Annotated in this window: 18 protein-coding genes and 1 pseudogene; 15 read left to right on the top strand and 4 right to left on the bottom strand. The window is 60.5% G+C overall.

Going from position 1 to position 20,406, the window contains the following annotated elements:
* Window positions 1-12 precede the first annotated feature (12 nt).
* Window positions 13-1,263 carry a sarcosine oxidase subunit beta family protein gene (locus FHT29_RS16940; protein WP_168599891.1) on the bottom strand — a complete coding sequence of 417 codons (1,251 nt, stop codon included), beginning with the start codon at window positions 1,261-1,263 and terminating at the stop codon, window positions 13-15.
* An 88-nt stretch (window positions 1,264-1,351) separates the two neighbouring features.
* Between FHT29_RS16940 and FHT29_RS16935 the strand changes: the two genes are divergently transcribed.
* The 14 genes from FHT29_RS16935 to FHT29_RS16870 all read left to right on the top strand — a co-directional run bounded on the left by FHT29_RS16935 (window position 1,352) and on the right by FHT29_RS16870 (window position 15,425).
* Entirely contained in the window at window positions 1,352-2,311 is a 960-nt protein-coding gene (locus FHT29_RS16935; RefSeq protein ID WP_168599890.1) for a GlxA family transcriptional regulator, read from the top strand.
* A 75-nt stretch (window positions 2,312-2,386) separates the two neighbouring features.
* On the top strand, window positions 2,387-3,070 hold the full coding sequence (locus tag FHT29_RS16930; RefSeq protein WP_037197542.1) for a helix-turn-helix domain-containing protein: 684 nt from the start codon (window positions 2,387-2,389) through the stop codon (window positions 3,068-3,070).
* A 91-nt stretch (window positions 3,071-3,161) separates the two neighbouring features.
* Window positions 3,162-4,070, top strand: coding sequence for a glutamine amidotransferase family protein (locus FHT29_RS16925; RefSeq protein WP_047560266.1), 909 nt, complete (start codon window positions 3,162-3,164; stop codon window positions 4,068-4,070).
* A 32-nt stretch (window positions 4,071-4,102) separates the two neighbouring features.
* The gene (locus FHT29_RS16920) at window positions 4,103-4,789 is read left to right on the top strand and encodes a GXGXG domain-containing protein (RefSeq protein WP_037197544.1); all 687 of its coding nucleotides are present in this window, start codon (window positions 4,103-4,105) and stop codon (window positions 4,787-4,789) included.
* Window positions 4,790-4,804: 15 nt separating this feature from the next.
* A complete protein-coding gene (locus FHT29_RS16915) occupies window positions 4,805-6,133 on the top strand; it encodes an FMN-binding glutamate synthase family protein (protein ID WP_037197545.1) in 1,329 nt (442 codons plus the stop codon).
* A 78-nt stretch (window positions 6,134-6,211) separates the two neighbouring features.
* The gene (glnT, locus tag FHT29_RS16910; protein WP_168599889.1) at window positions 6,212-7,519 is read left to right on the top strand and encodes a type III glutamate--ammonia ligase; all 1,308 of its coding nucleotides are present in this window, start codon (window positions 6,212-6,214) and stop codon (window positions 7,517-7,519) included.
* Between the two features lie 98 nt (window positions 7,520-7,617).
* Window positions 7,618-8,502 carry a formyltetrahydrofolate deformylase gene (gene purU, locus FHT29_RS16905; protein ID WP_092575736.1) on the top strand — a complete coding sequence of 295 codons (885 nt, stop codon included), beginning with the start codon at window positions 7,618-7,620 and terminating at the stop codon, window positions 8,500-8,502.
* Window positions 8,503-8,505: 3 nt separating this feature from the next.
* Window positions 8,506-9,411, top strand: a complete 906-nt coding sequence (gene folD, locus FHT29_RS16900) for a bifunctional methylenetetrahydrofolate dehydrogenase/methenyltetrahydrofolate cyclohydrolase FolD (protein ID WP_210255480.1) — start codon at window positions 8,506-8,508, stop codon at window positions 9,409-9,411.
* Between the two features lie 112 nt (window positions 9,412-9,523).
* A complete protein-coding gene (locus FHT29_RS16895; protein ID WP_168599888.1) occupies window positions 9,524-10,657 on the top strand; it encodes an aminomethyltransferase family protein in 1,134 nt (377 codons plus the stop codon).
* Between the two features lie 9 nt (window positions 10,658-10,666).
* Window positions 10,667-11,272 carry a dimethylamine monooxygenase subunit DmmA family protein gene (locus FHT29_RS16890; protein WP_168599887.1) on the top strand — a complete coding sequence of 202 codons (606 nt, stop codon included), beginning with the start codon at window positions 10,667-10,669 and terminating at the stop codon, window positions 11,270-11,272.
* Entirely contained in the window at window positions 11,269-12,234 is a 966-nt protein-coding gene (locus FHT29_RS16885; RefSeq protein ID WP_047561553.1) for a PDR/VanB family oxidoreductase, read from the top strand. Before FHT29_RS16890 ends, FHT29_RS16885 begins: the two co-directional genes overlap by 4 nt.
* A gap of 29 nt (window positions 12,235-12,263) precedes the next feature.
* Window positions 12,264-13,304 (top strand): DUF3445 domain-containing protein, encoded by a 1,041-nt coding sequence (locus FHT29_RS16880; RefSeq protein ID WP_168599886.1) that lies wholly within the window; start codon window positions 12,264-12,266, stop codon window positions 13,302-13,304.
* 67 nt (window positions 13,305-13,371) lie between these two features.
* On the top strand, window positions 13,372-14,709 hold the full coding sequence (locus FHT29_RS16875; RefSeq protein WP_037200186.1) for an NAD(P)/FAD-dependent oxidoreductase: 1,338 nt from the start codon (window positions 13,372-13,374) through the stop codon (window positions 14,707-14,709).
* 116 nt (window positions 14,710-14,825) lie between these two features.
* Window positions 14,826-15,425 carry a PAS domain-containing protein gene (locus FHT29_RS16870; protein WP_037200188.1) on the top strand — a complete coding sequence of 200 codons (600 nt, stop codon included), beginning with the start codon at window positions 14,826-14,828 and terminating at the stop codon, window positions 15,423-15,425.
* A 7-nt stretch (window positions 15,426-15,432) separates the two neighbouring features.
* On the opposite strand, the gene FHT29_RS16865 is transcribed toward FHT29_RS16870, so the two are convergent.
* Entirely contained in the window at window positions 15,433-17,802 is a 2,370-nt protein-coding gene (locus tag FHT29_RS16865; protein ID WP_168599885.1) for a DUF1989 domain-containing protein, read from the bottom strand.
* 244 nt (window positions 17,803-18,046) lie between these two features.
* On the opposite strand from FHT29_RS16865, the gene FHT29_RS16860 reads away from it, so the two are divergent.
* Window positions 18,047-19,831 (top strand): APC family permease, encoded by a 1,785-nt coding sequence (locus FHT29_RS16860; protein WP_047561557.1) that lies wholly within the window; start codon window positions 18,047-18,049, stop codon window positions 19,829-19,831.
* Between the two features lie 124 nt (window positions 19,832-19,955).
* Here FHT29_RS16860 and FHT29_RS34485 read toward each other — a convergent pair whose 3' ends face one another.
* Window positions 19,956-20,147, bottom strand: a complete 192-nt coding sequence (locus FHT29_RS34485) for a type II toxin-antitoxin system VapC family toxin (RefSeq protein WP_348644868.1) — start codon at window positions 20,145-20,147, stop codon at window positions 19,956-19,958.
* A 145-nt stretch (window positions 20,148-20,292) separates the two neighbouring features.
* Window positions 20,293-20,403 (bottom strand): annotated as a pseudogene (locus FHT29_RS35065) (type II toxin-antitoxin system VapB family antitoxin); the annotation flags it as partial.
* Window positions 20,404-20,406: the final 3 nt, after the last annotated feature.

Raw genomic sequence — 20,406 nt, 5'->3', positions numbered from 1 at the left:
CTCGTCATGTCCTCAATGCAAGTTGGGCTGGGCGCCAACGCCCTTTTCATCGAGCTGATAGCCGCGCCGGAAACGGTCGAGCCGCAGTTCCCGCGCCGTTTCATGCGGCTCGTTGCGGGCGATCAGATGGGCGTAGCAGTAGCCGGAGGCCGGTGTGGCCTTGAAGCCGCCATAGCACCAGCCGGCGTTCAGATAGAGATTGTCGATATGGGTGCGGTCGATGATCGGCGAGCCGTCCATGCTCATGTCCATGACGCCGCCCCATGTGCGCAGGTAGCGCACGCGCGTCAGCGACGGTATCAAGGCGACGCCCGCCTCCGCGACATGCTCGACAGTCGCGAGATTGCCGCGCTGCGCATAGGAATTGTAACCGTCGATATCGCCGCCGAAGACGAGGCCGCCCTTGTCCGACTGCGATACGTAGAAATGCCCCGCACCGAAGGTGACGACCGTGTCGATGAACGGCTTCAAGCCTTCGGAGACGAAAGCCTGAAGCACATGGCTTTCGATGGGCAGGCGCAGGCCGGCCATGTCGGCGACGACAGTGGAGTTGCCGGCCGCCGCCAGCGCCAGCTTGCCGCAGCCGATGAAGCCCTTGGTGGTTTCGACGCCGGTGATGCGGCCGTTCTCGCTGCGGATGCCGGTCACCTCGCAGCCGGTGATGATGTCGACCCCACGGCTATCGGCGCCGCGAGCATAACCCCAGGCGACGGCGTCGTGGCGCACTGTACCGCCGCGTGGTTGCAGCAGGCCGCCCATGATCGGAAAGCGGGCATTGTCGAAATCGAGGAACGGCAGCTTCTTGCGCACGGCCTCCCGATCGAGGAATTCGGCATCGACGCCATGCAGGCGCATGGCGTTGCCGCGCCGCGTATAGGCATCCCGCTGCGCGTCAGAATGAAAGAGATTCAGCACACCGCGCTGCGAAACCATCGCGTTGAAATTGAAATCCTGCTCCAGCCCTTCCCAGAGCTTCATCGACAGTTCGTAGAAGGGGTTGTTGCCGGGCAGCAGGTAGTTGGACCGGATGATCGTCGTGTTGCGGCCGATATTGCCGGAGCCGAGATAGCCCTTTTCCAGCACGGCGACATTGGTGATGCCGAAGGTCTTGGCAAGGTAATAGGCCGTAGCCAGCCCATGGCCGCCACCACCGACGATGATGACGTCATAATGCGGCTTGGGTTCGGGCTGACGCCAGGCTGGAGCCCAGCCGGCATTGCCGCGAAGACCGTTGAGGAAAATGGAGAGAGCGGAATAGCGCATGGATGGATCCAAGTGGAATTGCGCTCATGATGACAGAGCGGGAAATGGTGACTTGCCCATTCGGGACATATTTCGATAGAAATAGGACATGTCTTCGATCGACGCAAAAAACGTCCAGCATATCGGCTTCATCCTGATCCCGGGATTCGCGCTGATGTCCTATGCCTCGGCGAGCGAACCGCTGCGCGCCGCCAATCTGCTGGCCGGACGCGAGATCTATCGGCTGTCGACTTTCTCGCCGGATGGTGCGCCGGCATTGTCGTCAGCCAGCGTGCCCGTACCAGCCGCACCGCTTCCAGGCCGTGGCTCCGGGCTTGGGACAGTCTTTGTCTGCGCGGGTGGATCGCCGCGAGATTGGCATTACCCGACGGTTTTGGCCTGTCTAAGGCAATTGGCGCGCGAAGGAGTGCGTATCGGCGGTATATCCGGCGGCCCCTATTTGCTCGCCGCAGCCGGGCTTTTGGCGGACCGCGACTTCACCATCCATTGGGAGCATGCGCCGGCGCTGCTCGAGTCTTTTCCGACGCTGTCGCCGCGCCAGGCCCGCTTCGTCGTCGACGGCAACCGCATTACCTGCGGCGGTGGCGTCGCGCCGCTCGATATGATGCATGTGCTGATCTCCGAGCGCATGGGACCGGACTTCGCCCGCCGTGTGAGCGACTGGTTTCTCCACACGGAAGTCGGCGAACCAACAGCGCCGCAACGCGGTTCACTCGCCGAGCGCTATGGTGTCCACCATCCCGGTCTTCTAAGCGTGCTCGAGAAGATGGAGGAGACGATCGAGATGCCGTTGGATCGCGCAGCCATGGCGCGGATCGCCGGCGTGACGCCACGCCATCTCGATCGATTGTTTGCCGCGCATCTGGGCTCGACATTCCTCGATCAATATCGCCGTATCAGGTTGCAGCATGCCCGGCGGTTGCTCGAGCAAAGCCCGTTATCCATTTCCGAAATCGCTGTTGCCACCGGCTTCTCAAGCGGTGCTCACTTCTCGCGGGCCTATCGCAACCTTTACGATATGGCCCCAAGCGAAACGCGCCGGTCGTAGCTTTCGTCGTAGTTGAGAAAATTTCACTGGGAAGATAGAGTTGCTGCAAGAGAGCATCACCGAAAAGGATCGTGAATGAAGACCAAGCCGAACAAGACGTCGAGCGAGGACCATCCGCATGGCACGCGGCCAGCGTTCGTGCAGGATCCGCATGCGGTTCGCGAGCCGAAGGTCAACAATCTCGAAATGGCGATCGGCCACGAGGTGCGCGCCTATCGTAAGAAGCTCGGCATCACGGTGACGGACCTGGCTGCGGCCACCGGTATTTCGCTCGGCATGCTCTCGAAGATCGAAAACGGCAACATCTCGCCATCGCTGACGACACTGCAATCGCTGTCGCGTGCGCTTGGTGTGCCGCTGACGGCCTTCTTCCGCCGCTACGAGGAGCCGCGCAATGCGGTCTTCGTCAAGGCGGGGCAGGGCATAGAGCTTGAACGACGCGGCACGCGCGCCGGCCATCAATATAATCTGCTCGGCCATATCGACAACAATTCCAGCGGCGTCATCGTCGAGCCCTATCTCATCACGCTGACGGCCGATTCCGATGTCTTCCCGACCTTCCAGCACGAGGGCATGGAGTTCCTCTATATGCTCGAAGGCGAGGTGATCTATCGCCATGGCGACCAACTCTTCCCGATGCAGCCCGGCGATAGCTTGTTCTTTGACGCCGACGCGCCGCACGGCCCTGAAGTCCTGGTGAAATTGCCGAGCAAATACCTGTCGATCATCAGCTATCCACAGCGCGGCAAGACCGAATAACTTGCCTTAAAAGAAAAAAATATTCTTTTGGGTTGAAATCTGAAAACAGACCTGATAGCCATTTTGCAGACGCGAAATGGAGGGTCTGATCATGTGCGGAATTGTGGGTCTCTTCCTGAAAGACAAAAGCCTCGAGCCGGAGCTCGGCTCGCTTCTTTCGTCCATGCTTGTCACGATGACCGATCGCGGGCCGGATAGCGCTGGCATCGCGATTTACGGCGGCGCCAACGGCAACAAGGCGAAGATTACGATCCAATCGGCCAGCCCGGCAAAGGACTTCGACGGCCTCGAGCATGATCTGAGGCGCGCGCTGGATGCGCCGGTGTCGGTCGAGGTCAAAAGCACTCATGCTGTCATCACGCTCGCGAAGGATAAGCTCGACGAGGGCCGGGCGGCGCTCGCGACGCTGCGCCCCGATGTCCGGGTGATGAGCAGCGGCGATGCCATCGAGATCTACAAGGAGACCGGCCTGCCGAAGGACGTCATCTCCCGTTTCGGCGTCTCCTCCATGTCCGGAACGCATGGCATCGGCCATACCCGTATGGCGACGGAATCGGCGGTTACGACGCTGGGCGCCCATCCGTTCTCGACCGGCTCCGATCAATGCCTGGTCCACAACGGGTCGCTGTCGAACCACAATAACCTGCGCCGCGAACTCGTGCGTGAGGGCATGACCTTCGAGACGCAGAACGACACCGAAGTCGCCGCCGCTTATCTGACGGCCGAGATGGCCAAGGGCAAGGATCTCGGCGAGGCGCTGACCGGCGCGCTCAGCGATCTCGACGGTTTCTTCACCTTCGTCGTCGGCACAAAGTCCGGCTTCGGCGTCGTTCGCGATCCCATCGCCTGCAAGCCGGCCGTCATGGCCGAAACCGATCGGTATGTTGCTTTCGGCTCCGAATATCGTGCGCTCGTAAACCTGCCTGGCATCGAGGATGCCCGCATCTGGGAACCCGAACCGGCCACCGTCTATTTCTGGGATCACGAAAAGGCCGCCTAATCCAGTCTTGGCGCAATCGAGAGAGTTCTTTCATGCCAGTTTTCGATCTATCCGTTACCTCGCTGCGCGAATTTAACAGCATGCTTCACAGCCTTGCAGCCGGTGCCAATGATACTGCCTTCGAAGTCGTCAATCCGCGTGGCCATCACGCGGTGGCCGTCGGCATCGATGCTCCCGTCACCGTCGATATCAAGGGTTCCGTCGGCTATTATTGCGCCGGCATGAACGATGGCGGCAACGTCACGGTGCATGGCTCCGCCGGACCGGGTGTCGCTGAGAACATGATGTCGGGCACCGTTGTCATCGAAGGCGATGCGAGCCAATATGCAGGGGCGACCGGCCAGGGAGGCCTCCTGGTCATCAAGGGCAACGCGGCGTCGCGTTGCGGCATCTCGATGAAGGGCATCGATATCGTCGTGCACGGCAATATCGGCCATATGTCCGCCTTCATGGGTCAATCAGGCCATCTGGTCGTGCTCGGCGATGCGGGCGATGCGTTGGGCGACAGCCTCTATGAGGCAAAACTTTTCGTTCGCGGCTCGGTCAAGAGCCTCGGCTCGGACTGCATCGAAAAGGAAATGCGCCAGGAGCATCTCGAGAAGCTTGCCGAGCTTCTCGACAAGGCAGGCGTCAGCGGTGTCAGGCCGGAAGAGTTCAAGCGTTACGGATCGGCGCGCAAACTCTATAATTTCAACATCGACAATGCCGACGCGTATTGAGGCGAAAGAGACATCATGAGCTATCACAATCCTTTTACGCCGCCACGCAAATCAGCAACCTTCGACGACCATACCCTGGCCGAAATCCGCCGTGCGGCGGCGACCGGCATCTACGACATTCGCGGCGCCGGCACGAAGCGCAAGGTGCCGCATTTCGACGATCTTCTCTTCCTCGGTGCGTCGATCTCCCGCTATCCGCTCGAAGGCTATCGCGAGAAATGCGATACGACAGTCGTTCTCGGCAGCCGCTTTGCCAAGAAGCCCATCACTCTCAAGACCCCGATCACCATTGCAGGCATGAGCTTCGGCGCCTTGTCCGGCAACGCCAAGGAAGCGCTCGGCCGCGGCGCCACGCTTGCGGGCACGTCGACCACGACCGGCGATGGCGGCATGACTGATGAGGAACGCGGCCATTCGCAAACCCTCGTCTATCAATATCTCCCTTCGCGCTACGGCATGAATCCGAAGGATTTGCGCCGCGCCGATGCGATCGAAGTGGTGGTTGGCCAGGGCGCAAAGCCCGGCGGCGGCGGCATGCTGCTCGGCCAGAAGATTTCGGACCGCGTCGCTCACATGCGCAATCTGCCGAAGGGCATCGACCAGCGCTCGGCCTGCCGTCATCCGGACTGGACCGGTCCTGACGATCTTGAAATCAAGCTCATGGAGCTGCGCGAGATCACCGACTGGGAAAAGCCGATCTATGTGAAGGTTGGTGGTGCGCGTCCCTATTACGATACGGCTTTGGCCGTGAAGGCCGGCGCCGACGTCGTCGTCCTTGACGGCATGCAGGGCGGCACGGCCGCGACCCAGGACGTCTTCATCGAAAATGTCGGCATGCCGACGCTTGCCTGCATTCGCCCGGCCGTCCAGGCACTGCAGGATCTTGGCATGCACCGCAAGGTGCAACTGATCATCTCCGGCGGTATTCGCTCCGGCGCGGACGTCGCGAAAGCACTGGCGCTTGGCGCCGATGCGGTTGCCATCGGCACGGCAGCGCTGGTTGCGCTCGGCGATAACGATCCGCGCTGGGAGGAAGAATATCAGAAGCTCGGCACGACTGCCGGTGCCTATGACGACTGGCATGAAGGCAAGGATCCGGCCGGCATTACTACCCAGGATCCGGAGCTCGCCGCGCGGCTCGACCCGGTCGCGGCGGGCCGTCGTCTTGCCAATTATCTCAAGGTCATGACGCTCGAAGCGCAGACGATCGCGCGCGCCTGCGGCAAGAACCATCTGCATAATCTGGAACCGGAAGATCTGTGTGCGTTGACGATGGAAGCGGCCGCCATGGCGCAGATTCCACTTGCCGGCACGAATTGGTATCCGGGCAAGGGAGGCTATTGAATTTCCGACCGGGCCGAAGAGCCCGGCGGCTTCACGCATAAACCGAAGTGTCTCTGAGAAATCCAAAGGGGAACGAGAATGACACTGGACCTTGCTGCTTTTGCGAAAGACAAAGGCATCAAATATTTCATGATCAGCTATACCGATCTTTTTTCCGGCCAACGTGCCAAGCTGGTGCCGGCGCAGGCGATTGCCGGCATGCAGGAAGAGGGCGCTGGTTTTGCCGGCTTCGCCACCTGGCTCGATATGACGCCTGCCCATCCCGATCTTTTCGCCGTGCCGGACGCGTCCTCTGTTATCCAGCTCCCATGGAAGAAGGATGTTGCCTGGGTCGCGGCCGATTGCATGATGGAAGGCGAGTTGGTCGCCCAGGCGCCGCGCAACGTGCTGAAGAAGCTCGTCAAGCAGGCTGAAGCCGAAGGCAAGCGGGTCAAGACCGGCGTCGAAGCCGAATTCTTCCTGATCACCGCCGATGGCTCGAAGATTTCGGATGAATACGACACCGCCGAAAAGCCCTGCTACGACCAGCAGGCCGTCATGCGCCGTTACGACGTCATCGCCGAGATCTGCGACTACATGCTGGAACTCGGCTGGGGTGCTTATCAAAACGACCACGAGGACGCCAACGGCCAGTTCGAGATGAACTGGGAGTTCGACGATGCCTTGAAGACCGCCGACAAGCACTCCTTCTTCAAGTTCATGGTCAAGTCGGTCGCCGAGAAGCACGGACTGCGCGCTACCTTCATGCCGAAGCCCTTCAAAGGTCTCACAGGCAATGGCTGCCACTGCCATATTTCCGTGTGGAGCAATGACGGCAAGACCAACGTCTTCGCCGACAGGGAGGCGGAATTCGGTCTTTCGGCCGAAGGCAGGCACTTCCTAGGCGGCATCATGAAGCACGCCTCGTCGCTGGCGGCGATCACTAATCCGACAGTCAATTCCTACAAGCGCATCAACGCGCCGCGCACGACATCGGGCGCTACATGGTCGCCGAATACGGTGACCTGGACCGGCAACAACCGCACTCACATGGTGCGTGTGCCCGGTCCCGGCCGTTTCGAACTGCGCCTGCCCGATGGGGCGGTCAATCCCTATCTGCTCCAGGCGATCATCATCGCGGCCGGCCTCGACGGTTTGCGCAACAAGGCCGATCCCGGCCCGCATCACAATATCGACATGTATGCGGAGGGTTACTTGGTGAAGGATGCGCCGCGCCTGCCGCTCAATCTGCTCGATGCGCTGCGGGCCTATGATGAGGACGAGGGCCTGAAGGAGGCGATCGGCTCCGAGTTTTCCGCTGCCTATCTGAAGCTCAAGCATCAGGAATGGAACGCCTACTGCTCGCATTTCACGCAGTGGGAGCGCGACAGCACGCTCGATATCTGAGTGCGGAGCGGACGATTGCCCGAATAAGCGCATGCGCTGGAGTATCAAGCTCCGGCGCGGGCGCGGATTTTTGGCCGGGACGGCGGAGGAAGATCACCATGAAGAACTATGTACTGACTGTATCGTGCCAGTCGACGCGCGGGATCGTTGCGGCGATAGCCAATTATCTGGCCGACCAGGGCTGCAACATCGTCGATTCCAGCCAGTTCGACGATCTCGACACCGGCAAGTTCTTCATGCGCGTCTCCTTCATCTCCGAGCAAGGGGTCGGCCTGGAGGCGCTGGTCGAGGGCTTCAAGCCGGTCGCTGCCAAGTTCGAGATGGAGGCCGAGATCCACGATGGCAAGAAGCGCATGAAGGTGCTCTTGATGGTCTCGCGCTTCGGCCATTGTCTCAATGACCTGCTCTACCGCTGGAAGATCGGCGCGCTGCCGATCGACATCGTCGGCGTCGTCTCCAACCATTTCGACTACCAGAAGGTGGTGGTCAACCACGACATCCCCTTCCACCATATTCCGGTGACGAAGGCCAACAAGCCGCAGGCGGAAGCACGGATCATGGAGGTGGTCGAGCAGACCGGCACCGAACTGATCGTGCTGGCCCGCTACATGCAGATTCTGTCGGATTCCATGTGCCAGAAGATGTCTGGCCGCATCATCAACATCCATCATTCCTTCCTGCCGTCCTTCAAGGGGGCGAACCCCTACAAGCAGGCCTATGAGCGCGGCGTGAAGCTGATCGGGGCGACGGCGCATTATGTCACCGCCGATCTCGACGAAGGCCCGATCATCGAGCAGGACACGGCCCGCATCACGCATGCGCAGTCGGCCGACGATTACGTGTCGATCGGCCGCGATGTCGAGAGCCAGGTGCTGGCCCGCGCCATCCATGCGCATATCCACTACCGCACCTTCCTCAACGGCAACCGCACCATCGTCTTCCCGGCAAGCCCGGGAAGCTATGCATCCGAACGGATGGGCTGAGGGATGGCGCTGGCTTCAGTGATCGACGGAAAGATTGCGGCGGCTTCGGTGATCGAGGCGGTGAAGGTTGCCGCCGGCGGGCTAGAGACGGAGACCGGTGTTCGGACCGGGCTTGCCGTCGTCATCGTCGGCGACGATCCGGCCAGCCACGCTTATGTGAACTCCAAGAGCAAGATGGCCAAGGAATGCGGCTTCAACTCCATCCAGCACACGCTGCCGGCGGAAACGACGCAGAAAGAACTCGCTGGTTTGGTACAGTCCCTGAACGAGGATCCGTCCATTCACGGCATTCTGGTGCAGCTGCCGCTGCCGAAGCATCTGGATTCCGATGCGATCATCCAGTCGATCCGGCCGGAGAAGGATGTCGATGGGTTGCATGTGGTCAATGCCGGCAAGCTTGCGACCGGCGATCTCTCAACCGGGCTGATCTCCTGCACGCCGGCCGGCGCCATGCTGTTGGTGCGGCGCATTCATGGCGAGGACCTGTCGGGGATGAACGCCGTCGTCATCGGCCGCTCCAATCTGTTCGGCAAGCCGATGGCGCAATTGCTGCTCAATGCCAATGCGACTGTCACGACGGCGCATTCGCGCACCAAGGATCTGGCATCTGTGGCTCGCACCGCCGATATCCTGGTGGCGGCTGTCGGTCGGCCCGAGATGGTCAAGGCCGATTGGATCAAGCCGGGCGCGACGGTCATCGATGTCGGCATCAACCGCATTGCCGCACCGGAGCGCGGCGAGGGCAAGAGCCGGCTGGTCGGCGATGTTGCCTATGCGGAAGCCTCCGACGTCGCCGGTGCCATCACGCCGGTTCCGGGTGGTGTCGGGCCGATGACGATCGCCATGCTGATGGCCAATACCGTCATTGCCGCCCATCGGGCCGCCGGAAAGCAGCCGCCGAAGTTTTGAGGAAAATGCCTTCCGGGTGGCGACAAAAAACCACTCGGATCGGCTTGCCAAGACACGAAAGACGATTATAGTCAGGAAATAAATATTCCATAGAAGAAAATGAGGGAACGAAATGGCATTATCATGGCGTTTCTCCGCCTTGGCGGACCGGCACCGTGCTCTCGGATCGAAACTCGAAGACTGGAGCGGCATGGGAACCGCCTGGACCTATGAGAAGGACATGTCGGACGAGCATGTCGCGATCCGCACCAAGGCCGGCATCATGGATGTTTCCGGCCTCAAGAAGGTGCACCTGGTCGGCCCGCACGCCATCGCCGTGCTCGACTATATCACCACACGCGACATGTCGAAGATCTACCCCGGTCGCTCGGTCTATGCCGCGATGCTGAACGATCGCGGCTATTTCACCGACGACTGCATTGTCTATCGCACCGGACCGAATTCCTGGATGCTGGTGCATGGTTCAGGCTCCGGCCATGAGGAACTCGTCAAGCAGGCAGCAGGGCGCAACTGCGCCGTCCTCTTCGACGACGATCTGCATGATCTGTCGCTGCAGGGTCCGGTCGCTGTCGATTATCTCGCCAAATACGTGCCCGGCATCCGCGACCTCAAATATTTCCATCACATGCAGACGACGCTGTTCGGCGCGCCCGTGATGATCTCGCGTACCGGCTATACCGGCGAGCGCGGCTATGAAATCTTCGTGCGTGGTCAGGATGCCCCGATGGTCTGGGATCGCATCGTCGCTGAGGGTAAGGAGATGGGGATCATTCCCTGCTGCTTCAGCGTCCTCGACATGCTGCGCGTCGAAAGCTATCTGCTTTTCTACCCCTATGATAACTCGCAGATGTATCCCTTCGCCGATCAGCCGCCCGGCGACAGCCTCTGGGAACTCGGCCTCGACTTTACCGTCAGCCCCGGCAAGACCGGCTTCAGGGGGGCCGAGGAACATGCCCGCCTCAAGGGCAGGGAGCGCTTCAAGATCTTCGGCATGCTCATCGATGCCGATGGCCCGGCCGATCTCGGCGACGAGGTCTTTGCCGACGGCAAAAAAGTCGGCGTCATTACCTGCCCGTGCTATTCCGCGCTGACGAAGAAATCCATGGCGATCGCCCGTCTCGACGTCGACAAGGCGGTTCAGGGCACGAAGCTCGAAGTGCGCGGCAAGAGCCTGAAGGCAAGTGCCATTGCTCACACGCTGCCCTTCGATGATCCGGAAAAGAAGAAGAGGACGGCCATCGGTTAGGAGGCGCTCATGCTTGTCGAAGGCATCAAGAGCCGACCGGTCTATAAAGGCCTCATCATCCAGCCGCACGCCCGGCGGCACATCTTTGTGTTGGAAGGCGAGGGGGCAAATGCTCTCCTCGACCAGATGGCCGCGCTTGACGACACGATCCTGTCGCGCAGCGAAATCCTCTATGTCGCGCGCGGCTCGCAGGGCAAGGGCCATGACGAAGCCCTGCGCAAGCTAGGCGCCGACATGTTCTTCGCGGCGCCGACGATCGCAACGCTGCTCTTTCGCCTGAAAGGGTCGCTTGCGACCGCCCATATGGGCACGCGGCTTTATATTGCCGGCACCGAGGGCTTCATCGGCCAGGCGATGATGGTAGCGCTCGACTACGGCATGGACCATGCCTCGATCATCACGGAACATCGCGGCTCGCTGGCGCGTCGCGTGCAATGCGTCCATTGCAAGGGCATCACCGAGGATGTCACGCATAGTCCCTTCACCTGCAGCCATTGCGGGCTTCCGCTTCTGGTGCGTGATCATTATTCGCGCCGTCTCGGCGCCTTCCAGGGCGTCAATATCGATGCGGAAGAGCCCGGCAGTGCGCCCGATCCCGAGGAGTTGTTCCTGTGAGCGGTGGTACAGAAATTCCGGTCCGCGTTGCGAAGGTCACACCGGTCGCCGATCGCATCAAGCGTTTCCGCTTCGAGCGTCTCGACGGCAAGCCGATGCCTTACTTTTCCGGCGGCGCCCATGTGATCGTTTCGATGAACGACGAAGGACATATGCGGCGCAACGCCTATTCGCTGATGTCGCCGCCGCATGATTGTTCGGCCTATGAGATCAGCGTGCTGCGCGTCGAGGATTCGCGCGGTGGTTCCGCCTTCATGCATGAGAAGGTGAGCGAAGGCGACGAGCTCAAGGTCAGCTATCCGGTCAATCTCTTCCAGCCGGATTGGCGTGGCCGCAAGCATCTGCTGATTGCCGGTGGTATCGGCATCACGCCCTTCATTGCGATGATGCAGCAGTTTTCGCGCGAGGGCGCCAATTTCGAACTGCATTATGCCGTGCGCTCGGTGGATCGCGGTGCCTATTGCCGAGAACTTGTCGAACAATATGGCTCGCAGCGGGTGAAGATCTATTGTGACGCCGACGGCAATTTCATCCCCGTCGCCCGTCTCCTCGAAAGCCAGCCGCTCGGCACGCATCTCTATGTCTGTGGCCCCTCGGGGATGATTGACGGCGTGCTGAAAACGGGTCTGGAGGCCGGCTGGCCCGAGCAGAACCTGCATTCCGAACGCTTCCTGTCCTCGCAACCCGGCAAGCCCTTCTCGATCGAGCTGACGCGCTCCGGCAAGACGGTTCATGTCGGCCATCACGAGAGCATGCTGGAGGCGATAGAGGCTGCCGGCGTCGACGCGCCTTTCCTCTGTCGCGGTGGTGCCTGCGGACAATGCGAGACTGGTGTTGCCGTCTGCGATGGCAAGCTTCTGCACCACGACGTCTATCTGACCGACGAAGAAAAGGCGTCCGGCCGAAAGGTGATGATCTGCGTTTCCCGTTTCGAGGGAAGCGCGCTGCATCTCGATCTTTAGGCACCGGACCGATACTCAGGAGAACGGACATGGCAATCGCCTTCAAGCAGGAAACCTTCCGGGACGATTTCAGCTATCGCAACAGTCCGGAAAACATCCGGCGCTTTCCGTTTCCTTTCGACCGCGACGAGTACATGTATTCCGTCAACATGGAACCGCATGTGAAGGGTCAGAAGAACACGATCTACGAAAGCCTGATCGACGTCGACGAGCACTACGTCGCCGAAATGCGCGACCGGGCGCTGGTTCTGAAGGAAGATCCGCTGCGCTATCAGGCGCTGCCGCACATGATGTCGGCGCAGTGGGATACGCTGGAACTGCTGATGGAAGAGCAGGCTGCCGGCTATCCCGAGCACTTTACGCTCACCAAGAACGGCGACCGGTGGCGCTGGATCAACCGGCCGCTCGGCATCGACGACACCTTCACCTTCGGCGATACATCCACGCTGCCCTACGAGCCCTTCGAATACATCACCCGCCAGGCACAGGGCGATTTCTGCATCGTCGACCAGCGGGACGGCAATCTCTGGATGGATGCCGGCATGGTCACGACCCAGGCCGACTGGTCGCTCGACTTCGACATCGGCATGAATTTCATGGAATGGCACGGACCGGTGCCGCTCGCCCACCAGATCGGCGTCTTCGACCGCGCTTTGAAGTTCCTGCTGAACCTGCAGCAGGGCAAGCCGACGCGCCGGTTCAACTGGACGATGACGATCAATCCCCGCCTCGACACCAGTCCCGAGAACTATCCGAAATGGGGGCCGGACCGTACAACGGTGACACCGGAGAATGTCGGCGAGAAAGTACATCTGCGCGTGGAATTGCAGAGCCTGTGGCGCCTGCCGCGTTCGAATGCCATCCTCTTCGTGATCCGCTGCTATCTGATGAACATGGACGAACTCGTGACGGTGCCAAAATGGGCACGCCGCTTCCCGCGCGTGCTGCGAACCTTGCCGCCGGAACTCATCGACTACAAGGGCCTGACACGCTTCCGCGAGACCACCATCGACTGGCTTTCGACCTATGACGACGGGGCGCCGACCAGCCCCGGCATCTTCCCGGATTGATCCCGTCCCAGTGCCAAACGACTGCATACGATAAGAATTTCGATACAATCGAGAAGGGGAATGCTTCATGACAAGAGTTGCCGTTATCGGCGCCGGTCCTTCGGGACTGGCCCAGTTGCGGGCCTTCCAATCGGCAGCGCAGAAAGGCGCTGAGATCCCGGAAGTCGTCTGCTACGAAAAACAGTCCGACTGGGGCGGGCTTTGGAATTACACCTGGCGCACCGGCCTGGACGAATATGGTGAACCCGTCCACGGCAGCATGTATCGATACCTATGGTCGAACGGCCCCAAGGAATGCCTGGAATTCGCCGACTATTCGTTCGAAGAGCATTTCGGCAAGCCCATCGCCTCCTATCCGCCGCGCGCCGTGCTCTGGGACTATATCAAGGGTCGCGTCGAGAAGGCCGATGTGCGCAAATGGGTGCGTTTCAGCACGCCCGTGCGCATGGTGCGTTTCGATGAGGAGACGAAGAAGTTCACGGTGACTGCGCATGACCGTGCCCAGGACCGCATGTATGACGAGGAGTTCGATTACGTCGTGGTCGCGAGCGGCCACTTCTCGACGCCGAACGTCCCCTATTTCGAAGGGGTGAAGACCTTCAACGGCCGCGTGCTGCATGCCCACGACTTCCGCGATGCGCTGGAATTCAAGGGCAAGGACGTGTTGATCGTCGGCCGCAGCTATTCGGCCGAGGATATCGGCTCGCAATGCTGGAAATACGGCGCGAAATCGGTGACGACGAGCTACCGCTCTAAGCCGATGGGCTTCAAATGGCCTGATAATTTCGAGGAGCGGCCGCTGCTGACGCGGCTCGAGAACAAGACGGCCCATTTCCTCGACGGCTCCTCCAAGGAGGTCGATGCGCTGATCCTTTGCACTGGATACCAGCACCACTTCCCCTTCCTGCCGGACGATCTGCGCCTGAAGACGGCCAACCGTCTCTGGGCCGATCATCTCTACAAGGGCGTGATCTTCGACAAGAATCCGCAGCTATTCTACATCGGCATGCAGGACCAGTTCTACACCTTCAACATGTTCGACGTACAGGCCTGGTGGGCGCGCGACGTCATGATGGGCCGCATCAAGCTGCCGCCGGAAGAAGAGCTGCAGGCGAATTTCGACATGTGGCGCGCCCGCGAGGAAACGCTCGAGGATGCCGAACAGATGATCTGGTACCAGGGCGACTATGTGAAGGAGTTGCTCGCCGAGACCGATTATCCGAGTTTCGATATCGAAGGTACGAACAAGACCTTCATGGAATGGGAGCATCACAAGGCTGAGAACATCATGGGCTTCCGCGACCATGCTTATCGTTCGCTGATGACCGGCAATATGTCGCCCAAGCATCATACACCCTGGGTCGAAGCGCTTGATGACTCGATGGAAGAATATCTGCGCAACTGACGCGCCCGCCATATTCCCGCGTGACCGGCAAGGGAGGCTCAGCGCCGCCCTTGCTGGCGTATTTGAGTTGAGACGAAGCGATTTGATCAGCAACTTTTTCTTCGGGTACGGCCTCCATGGATTTCCAAACTAGCGTTCTTGGCCGCATGAGCGGCTTCCTTTATCGCTGCCGCGCTGACGAGAACTATACGATGCTGGAAATGACCGACGGCGTCGAACGCATCTTCGGTTATCCCGTCGACGAGATTATCGGCAACCGCACGCGAACCTTCACCTCCATCATGTACGAGGAGGATGTTCCACTCATGGACGAGGTTGTCGGCAAGGCGCTGGAAAGCCGCGCCGACTGGACGATGGAGTACCGGATACGCCATCGCGACGGTCATCTCATCTGGGTGACGGAGACCGGCGGCGGCGTATGGGACGAGGCCGGGGAATTGCTCTACTTGGAGGGCAGCATCATCAACATCGAGTCGCTCTATCAGCGTATCGACGAACAGACATCGGGCATGCGGGTTACGGCCTCCAAGACCAACGAGATCCTGCAGTCGTTGCGCTACCTGAAGCTGCTTGCGGTCAATGCCGGCATCGAGGCAGCGAGAGCCGGAACGGCGGGGTCGGGGTTTGCGGTGCTGGCGGCAGAGATGCGCACGCTCGCCAATTCCTCCGAGGAGGCGGCGCGGGCGATCTCGAATGCGCAGAGGAAAGCGGAGTAAAAACGCTTTATGAACGCGGTCGCGTCTTCTGCGGATCGTAATGCGAGAGTGGCACGATCACAGCCGGCAGGCGCTTCTGATGGCCATCGAGCTTGCCGATCTCGACCTTGGTGCCGATGCCTGCGTGTAGGACATCGACGCGAGCAAGCGCGATCGTCTTGCCGAGGATCGGCGAGCGGGTCGCGCTGGTGATCACGCCGACCTGAGCACGGCCGATATGGATGCAGTCTCCATGTCCGACCGCTTCGTTGGCCTCGATGTCGAGACCGACCATCAGATGACGCGGATTTTCCTTTCGCCGTATCAGCGCCTCACGGCCAATGAAATCATCCTGCTTGGACTTCAGCGGCACGGTGAAGCCGATGCCGGCCTCGAAAGGATCGGTCTGGTCGGTGAATTCATGATGGGCGAAGATCAGGCCGGCCTCGATGCGGACCATATCCAGCGCCTCCAGCCCCATGGGCTTCAAGCCGTATGGCTCGCCGGCCTTCCAGACGGCGTCGAAAACGGTGGCCGCATCCTTCGGATGGCAGAAAATCTCATAGCCAAGTTCACCGGTATAGCCGGTGCGCGAGACGACGACCGGCGCGCCTTCGAAGTGACCGATGCGGCCCACAGTGAAACGGAACCATTCAAGTTCGCCGATCGCGGGTTGGCGTGGCGCCGTCCAGATGATCTCCTTCAGGATATCGCGGCTCTTCGGGCCTTGCAGCGCGATATTGTGCATCTGGTCGGTCGACGAGCGGACCCAGGCCTTGAACCCTTTTTTCTCCGCCTGCTCGCGCAACCAGATGCCGCTATAGTCATCGCCGCCGATCCAGCGGAAATTCTTGTCGCCGAGACGGAAAAGCGTGCCGTCGTCGATCATGCCGCCATTTTCGTAGCACATGGCGGAGTAGACGACCTGGCCGGTCGATAGCTTGCGGACGTCGCGGGTCAGGCAATATTGCAGCAACTCCTCCGCATCCGGTCCCGTCACCTCGAACTTGCGCAGCGGCGAGAGGTCAATGACCACGGCTCTCTCGCGGCAGGCCCAATATTCCTCGACAGGTCCCTCCGAAGAGAAGCGGTTCGGCAGCCAGAAGCCGCGATATTCGGTGTAATCCCGCGTCAGTGCGGAGAGGCGGGGGTGAAACGCGGTTTCCCGCGTGAGTTCGGCGTCAGCGTCAGGGGTCATGCGATAGGCTACCGCTCGTGTGAATTTTTCTTTGCCGGAAAAGGTGCGGACATGGATATCGGTCGGGTCCCAGCCATTGGCCGCGTCGATATCGTCCGGACAGGAGGAGGAGACGCAGACGAGATCGGTCAGCGCCCGCATCAGTACATAGTCGCCCGGTCGCGACCAGGGTTCGTCGAGATAGAGCTGATTATTGTGGTCGATATTGGTGTTGTAGAAGTAGTTGAGCGCCTCCCAGCCCTTGCGGCCGGCGATGCCGTAAGGCGCGAGCACTGCGTTGAAATTGTCGGTGCAGTTCACGTGGCCGGGATAGCCCATATCGTCATAGTAACGTGAATTGCAGGCGGTGGCGAAGGCATCGTGGCGGCCGACCGTATCCTGGACGATTTCTATAAGCGGCTCGAAATCCCGGTCGAAGGCCTTGGAGGGCAGGCCGGGCGTCGGATAGCTGCGGCCGAGCAGGGTGCGCGTGACGGTGGAATCGAGCGCGAGATCCAGCCCCTTGTCCACCTTGCGGGCAGCAAACGCCTGAAAGTCGGTGCACTGCCGCCCATAGACGTCGATGATCTGGATGAATTCGCCGGCGCGAACGAAATAGGCGGAGGCTGTGGCCGCCTTGATGCGGATATCCTCGATCGGATCGGCCAGGGGTTCGGGCAGGGCGGAGGCATAGTCGCGGAGGATCGTCGCGCGCCGGATCCTGATCTCCACCGGCGTTGCCGTATCCTGTGCCTCCGGCGACATGGCCGCGCCCGGGGCGCAGGCGATGAGCAGACCTTTCAGAGCGATGGTGAATTCAGCCGTGCTGCCGGGCGGTGAGGTTTCTCCGAAGATGCTGAGAGCGCCGGCCGACGCGAGATCGGCACCGCGGCGCTCGAGCGCCGCGCGCACGCGCGAAGCGCTTGCGTCTTTGGAGGACAGGATAGACTTCAATCCTTCGGCGGCACCGGTGAAGGCGGCACCCAATCCGGCGGACTGGAAGCGGCCCTTCTCATCGAGGAATGACAGCTCGCAGGTCTGGCCGCCTTCGCAGTCGGTCAGCGTGATTCGATCGCCCGCCTCGACACGCACGACGAGTGTGCCGCCGCCCTTACAGCGATAGCGTTCGGTGTCAGACGGCAGCGCCGGAATGCCCGGATAACGGACAATGCTCGCCGAAACGGGCCGTATCCCGGCGATCGGCGGATGGAGTTCTCGCATGTGGCCCTCTCGGGAAAACGAGGTGCGCTACGGCACCGGAATCATGCTGACAAAATGCCATCGGAAAGTAAAGGGATATTGACTAGAAAGAAAATATCTTCACTATGTATAAAGGCTTGGTAATTGGAAATCCGCGCACAGACGCGGCTCGCGAAAACCTCCAGCAAGCCAAAAATGCCATGGGAGGCACGTTCGGGGAGACGTAGGAGAGATACGTCCGGAACAAAGATGGGGAACATCACCAATGACGGATATTGTGGACGCCGGCGCTTCTGTCGGCACCGAAGGTAAGCTTATACGCGCGCTCGATTGGAAGGGCGCGTTCTGGGTGGCTGCGGGCGTGCCGCCGCTCGTTCTCTTTTCCATCGGCGGTATCGCCGGCACGACGGGCAAGCTCGCCTTCGTCGTCTGGATCATCTCGATGATCATGGGGTTCCTGCAATCCTTCACCTATGCGGAAATCGCCGGCATGTTCGGCAACAAGTCCGGTGGTGCTTCGGTCTACGGCGCAACCGCCTGGCTGCGTTATTCGAAGTTCATCGCGCCGCTTTCCGTCTGGTGCAACTGGTTCGCCTGGTCGCCGGTGCTATCGCTCGGCTGCGCCATCGCCGCGGGCTATATTCTCAATGCCTTCTACCCGATCCCGGCGGCAGATTCGCAGGCCGTGCTCAGCTGGATCAGCGCCCATGCAACATCCATTACGGCCGATAGCCCGCGGATTGCCGAATATATTGCGGCTCACGCCGGCACGTCGCCGCAGGATGCCGTAACAGCGCTGCTCAGCGCCGATGGCGTTGCCGCGCTGACGCCTGCCGTTCGCAACTGGTCTCTCGTCAGCTTCAACATTCCCTTCCTCGCAACGGCCAACATCAACGCCACTTTCTTCATCGGCGGTATCCTGATGCTGATCATTTTCGCGATCCAGCATCGTGGCATCTCCGAGACGGCAAGCGTGCAGAAGTGGCTGGCGATCATCGTTCTCGTGCCGTTGCTGATCATCGGCGTCTATCCGATCGTCAGCGGCCAGATTCTCTCCACCAACGTCACCGGCCTCGTGCCGCCGACGGCGGCCTATGCCGCGACCGATGGCACCTGGAGCAATGGCGGCTGGACGCTCTTCCTCGGCGGCCTCTATATCGCGGCCTGGTCGACCTACGGCTTCGAAACAGCCGTCTGCTATACGCGTGAGCTCAAGAACCCGAAGACGGATACGTTCAAGGCGATCTTCTATTCCGGTCTCGCCTGCTGCGTCTTCTTCTTCCTCGTGCCCTTCGCCTTTCAGGGTGTGCTCGGCCATTCCGGCATGCTGGCGCCCGGCATCGTCGATGGCACGGGTGTCGGCGAAGCGCTCGGTGGCCTGATCGGCGCCGGCGGTATCGTCACACAGCTGCTCGTCATCCTGATGATCATGGCGCTCTTCCTTGCCATCATGACCGCCATGGCCGGTTCGTCGCGCACGCTCTATCAGGGCTCGAAGGATGGCTGGCTACCGAAATATCTCGACCACGTGAACGAGAATGGCGCGCCGACCAGAGCGATGTGGACGGACTTCGCCTTCAACCTCGCCCTTCTCGCCATAGCGTCGGATACCAGCGGCTATTTCTTCGTGCTCGCCGTCTCCAACGTCGGATACATCATCTTCAACTTCCTCAATCTCAACTCCGGTTGGATCCATCGCATGGATTCCGGCCATATCGAGCGTCCCTGGAAGGCACCGGCCTGGCTCATCGGCCTCAACACCGTTCTTGCCTTCGTCAATGCGCTCTTCCTCGGTGCCGGCGCCAAGGTCTGGGGCTATGCGAACGCACTCTGGATCGGCTTTGCGTTCGCCGCGTTGATCCTGCCGGTTTTCGCCTACAGGCACTATGTGCGCGACGGCGGCAAGTTCCCGGCCGGCGCCATGGATGATCTGGGTCTTGTCGGTCAGGATCTCGGCGTGAAAAAAGCGGGTATTCTGCCTTACCTAGCGTTGGTCGGCGGTCTCGCTATCGTACTGATAGCCAACTGGGTATTCCAGCTGCCGGCATAATAAAGAGCCTGGTGATATCGACGGTCCCCGCTGTGTGAGCCACGGCGGGGATTTGCTTTTACTATTTCCCGTTGGCGTTATTGCGCGCCGCCCACGGGGAGCAAGATTCCAATCGTGGCTAGCATCATTCCCGATAGAGGACGGTTTCAACGTCGGTTCGCCGGAATTCCTCTGCCTGCGCTAGGATCGGTACGCCATAGTATTTGGCGCAGGCGTAATGCAAGCAATCGCCGAGATTGAGCCCATGACGTTCAGAGCGATAGCGATGCGCCGCCGCAAGCGCTAGACGGGTTGTTTCCCGCCGGCGGCAGATCACAGATTTCAATACCGCGCTCGTCCATGAATTCCAGAAGCAGGGACTCTACTGCCTCCACCGAGAGATCGAATTTATCCGGACGGGCAAGGCCACGCGCTGCTTCCAGCACGGCGATCGGCGAGGTCATAGGGTTTTTAGCCGATGCGATCGCCTCCTTCGTAGCGATAACGATCGCTTCGGAAATGGCGACGCCAGCCATGTGCGCAAACTTGCGCGTTAGCGCATCCGCCTCCGGATCATTGACGTTAATGGCCACGGC

It is taken from the genome of Rhizobium sp. SG741, assembly GCF_012275435.1.
GTDB classification, from domain to species: domain Bacteria; phylum Pseudomonadota; class Alphaproteobacteria; order Rhizobiales; family Rhizobiaceae; genus Rhizobium; species Rhizobium lusitanum.
The sequence above is the reverse complement of the archived record's forward strand: the minus strand, read 5'-3'. Positions and strand labels throughout refer to the sequence as shown.

Bases quoted from the DNA above. Each gene is read 5' to 3' on its own strand.
- FHT29_RS16890 (WP_168599887.1), top strand. From the start codon at position 10,667: ATGCTTGTCGAAGGCATCAAGAGCCGACCGGTCTATAAAGGCCTCATC.
- FHT29_RS16880 (WP_168599886.1), top strand. From the start codon at position 12,264: ATGGCAATCGCCTTCAAGCAGGAAACCTTCCGGGACGATTTCAGCTAT.
- FHT29_RS16940 (WP_168599891.1), bottom strand. From the start codon at position 1,263: ATGCGCTATTCCGCTCTCTCCATTTTCCTCAACGGTCTTCGCGGCAAT.
- FHT29_RS16865 (WP_168599885.1), bottom strand. From the start codon at position 17,802: ATGCGAGAACTCCATCCGCCGATCGCCGGGATACGGCCCGTTTCGGCG.
- FHT29_RS16930 (WP_037197542.1), top strand. From the start codon at position 2,387: ATGAAGACCAAGCCGAACAAGACGTCGAGCGAGGACCATCCGCATGGC.
- FHT29_RS16870 (WP_037200188.1), top strand. From the start codon at position 14,826: ATGGATTTCCAAACTAGCGTTCTTGGCCGCATGAGCGGCTTCCTTTAT.
- FHT29_RS16915 (WP_037197545.1), top strand. From the start codon at position 4,805: ATGAGCTATCACAATCCTTTTACGCCGCCACGCAAATCAGCAACCTTC.
- FHT29_RS16860 (WP_047561557.1), top strand. From the start codon at position 18,047: ATGACGGATATTGTGGACGCCGGCGCTTCTGTCGGCACCGAAGGTAAG.
- FHT29_RS16925 (WP_047560266.1), top strand. From the start codon at position 3,162: ATGTGCGGAATTGTGGGTCTCTTCCTGAAAGACAAAAGCCTCGAGCCG.
- purU (WP_092575736.1), top strand. From the start codon at position 7,618: ATGAAGAACTATGTACTGACTGTATCGTGCCAGTCGACGCGCGGGATC.
- FHT29_RS16920 (WP_037197544.1), top strand. From the start codon at position 4,103: ATGCCAGTTTTCGATCTATCCGTTACCTCGCTGCGCGAATTTAACAGC.
- folD (WP_210255480.1), top strand. From the start codon at position 8,506: ATGGCGCTGGCTTCAGTGATCGACGGAAAGATTGCGGCGGCTTCGGTG.
- glnT (WP_168599889.1), top strand. From the start codon at position 6,212: ATGACACTGGACCTTGCTGCTTTTGCGAAAGACAAAGGCATCAAATAT.
- FHT29_RS16935 (WP_168599890.1), top strand. From the start codon at position 1,352: ATGTCTTCGATCGACGCAAAAAACGTCCAGCATATCGGCTTCATCCTG.
- FHT29_RS16875 (WP_037200186.1), top strand. From the start codon at position 13,372: ATGACAAGAGTTGCCGTTATCGGCGCCGGTCCTTCGGGACTGGCCCAG.
- FHT29_RS16895 (WP_168599888.1), top strand. From the start codon at position 9,524: ATGGCATTATCATGGCGTTTCTCCGCCTTGGCGGACCGGCACCGTGCT.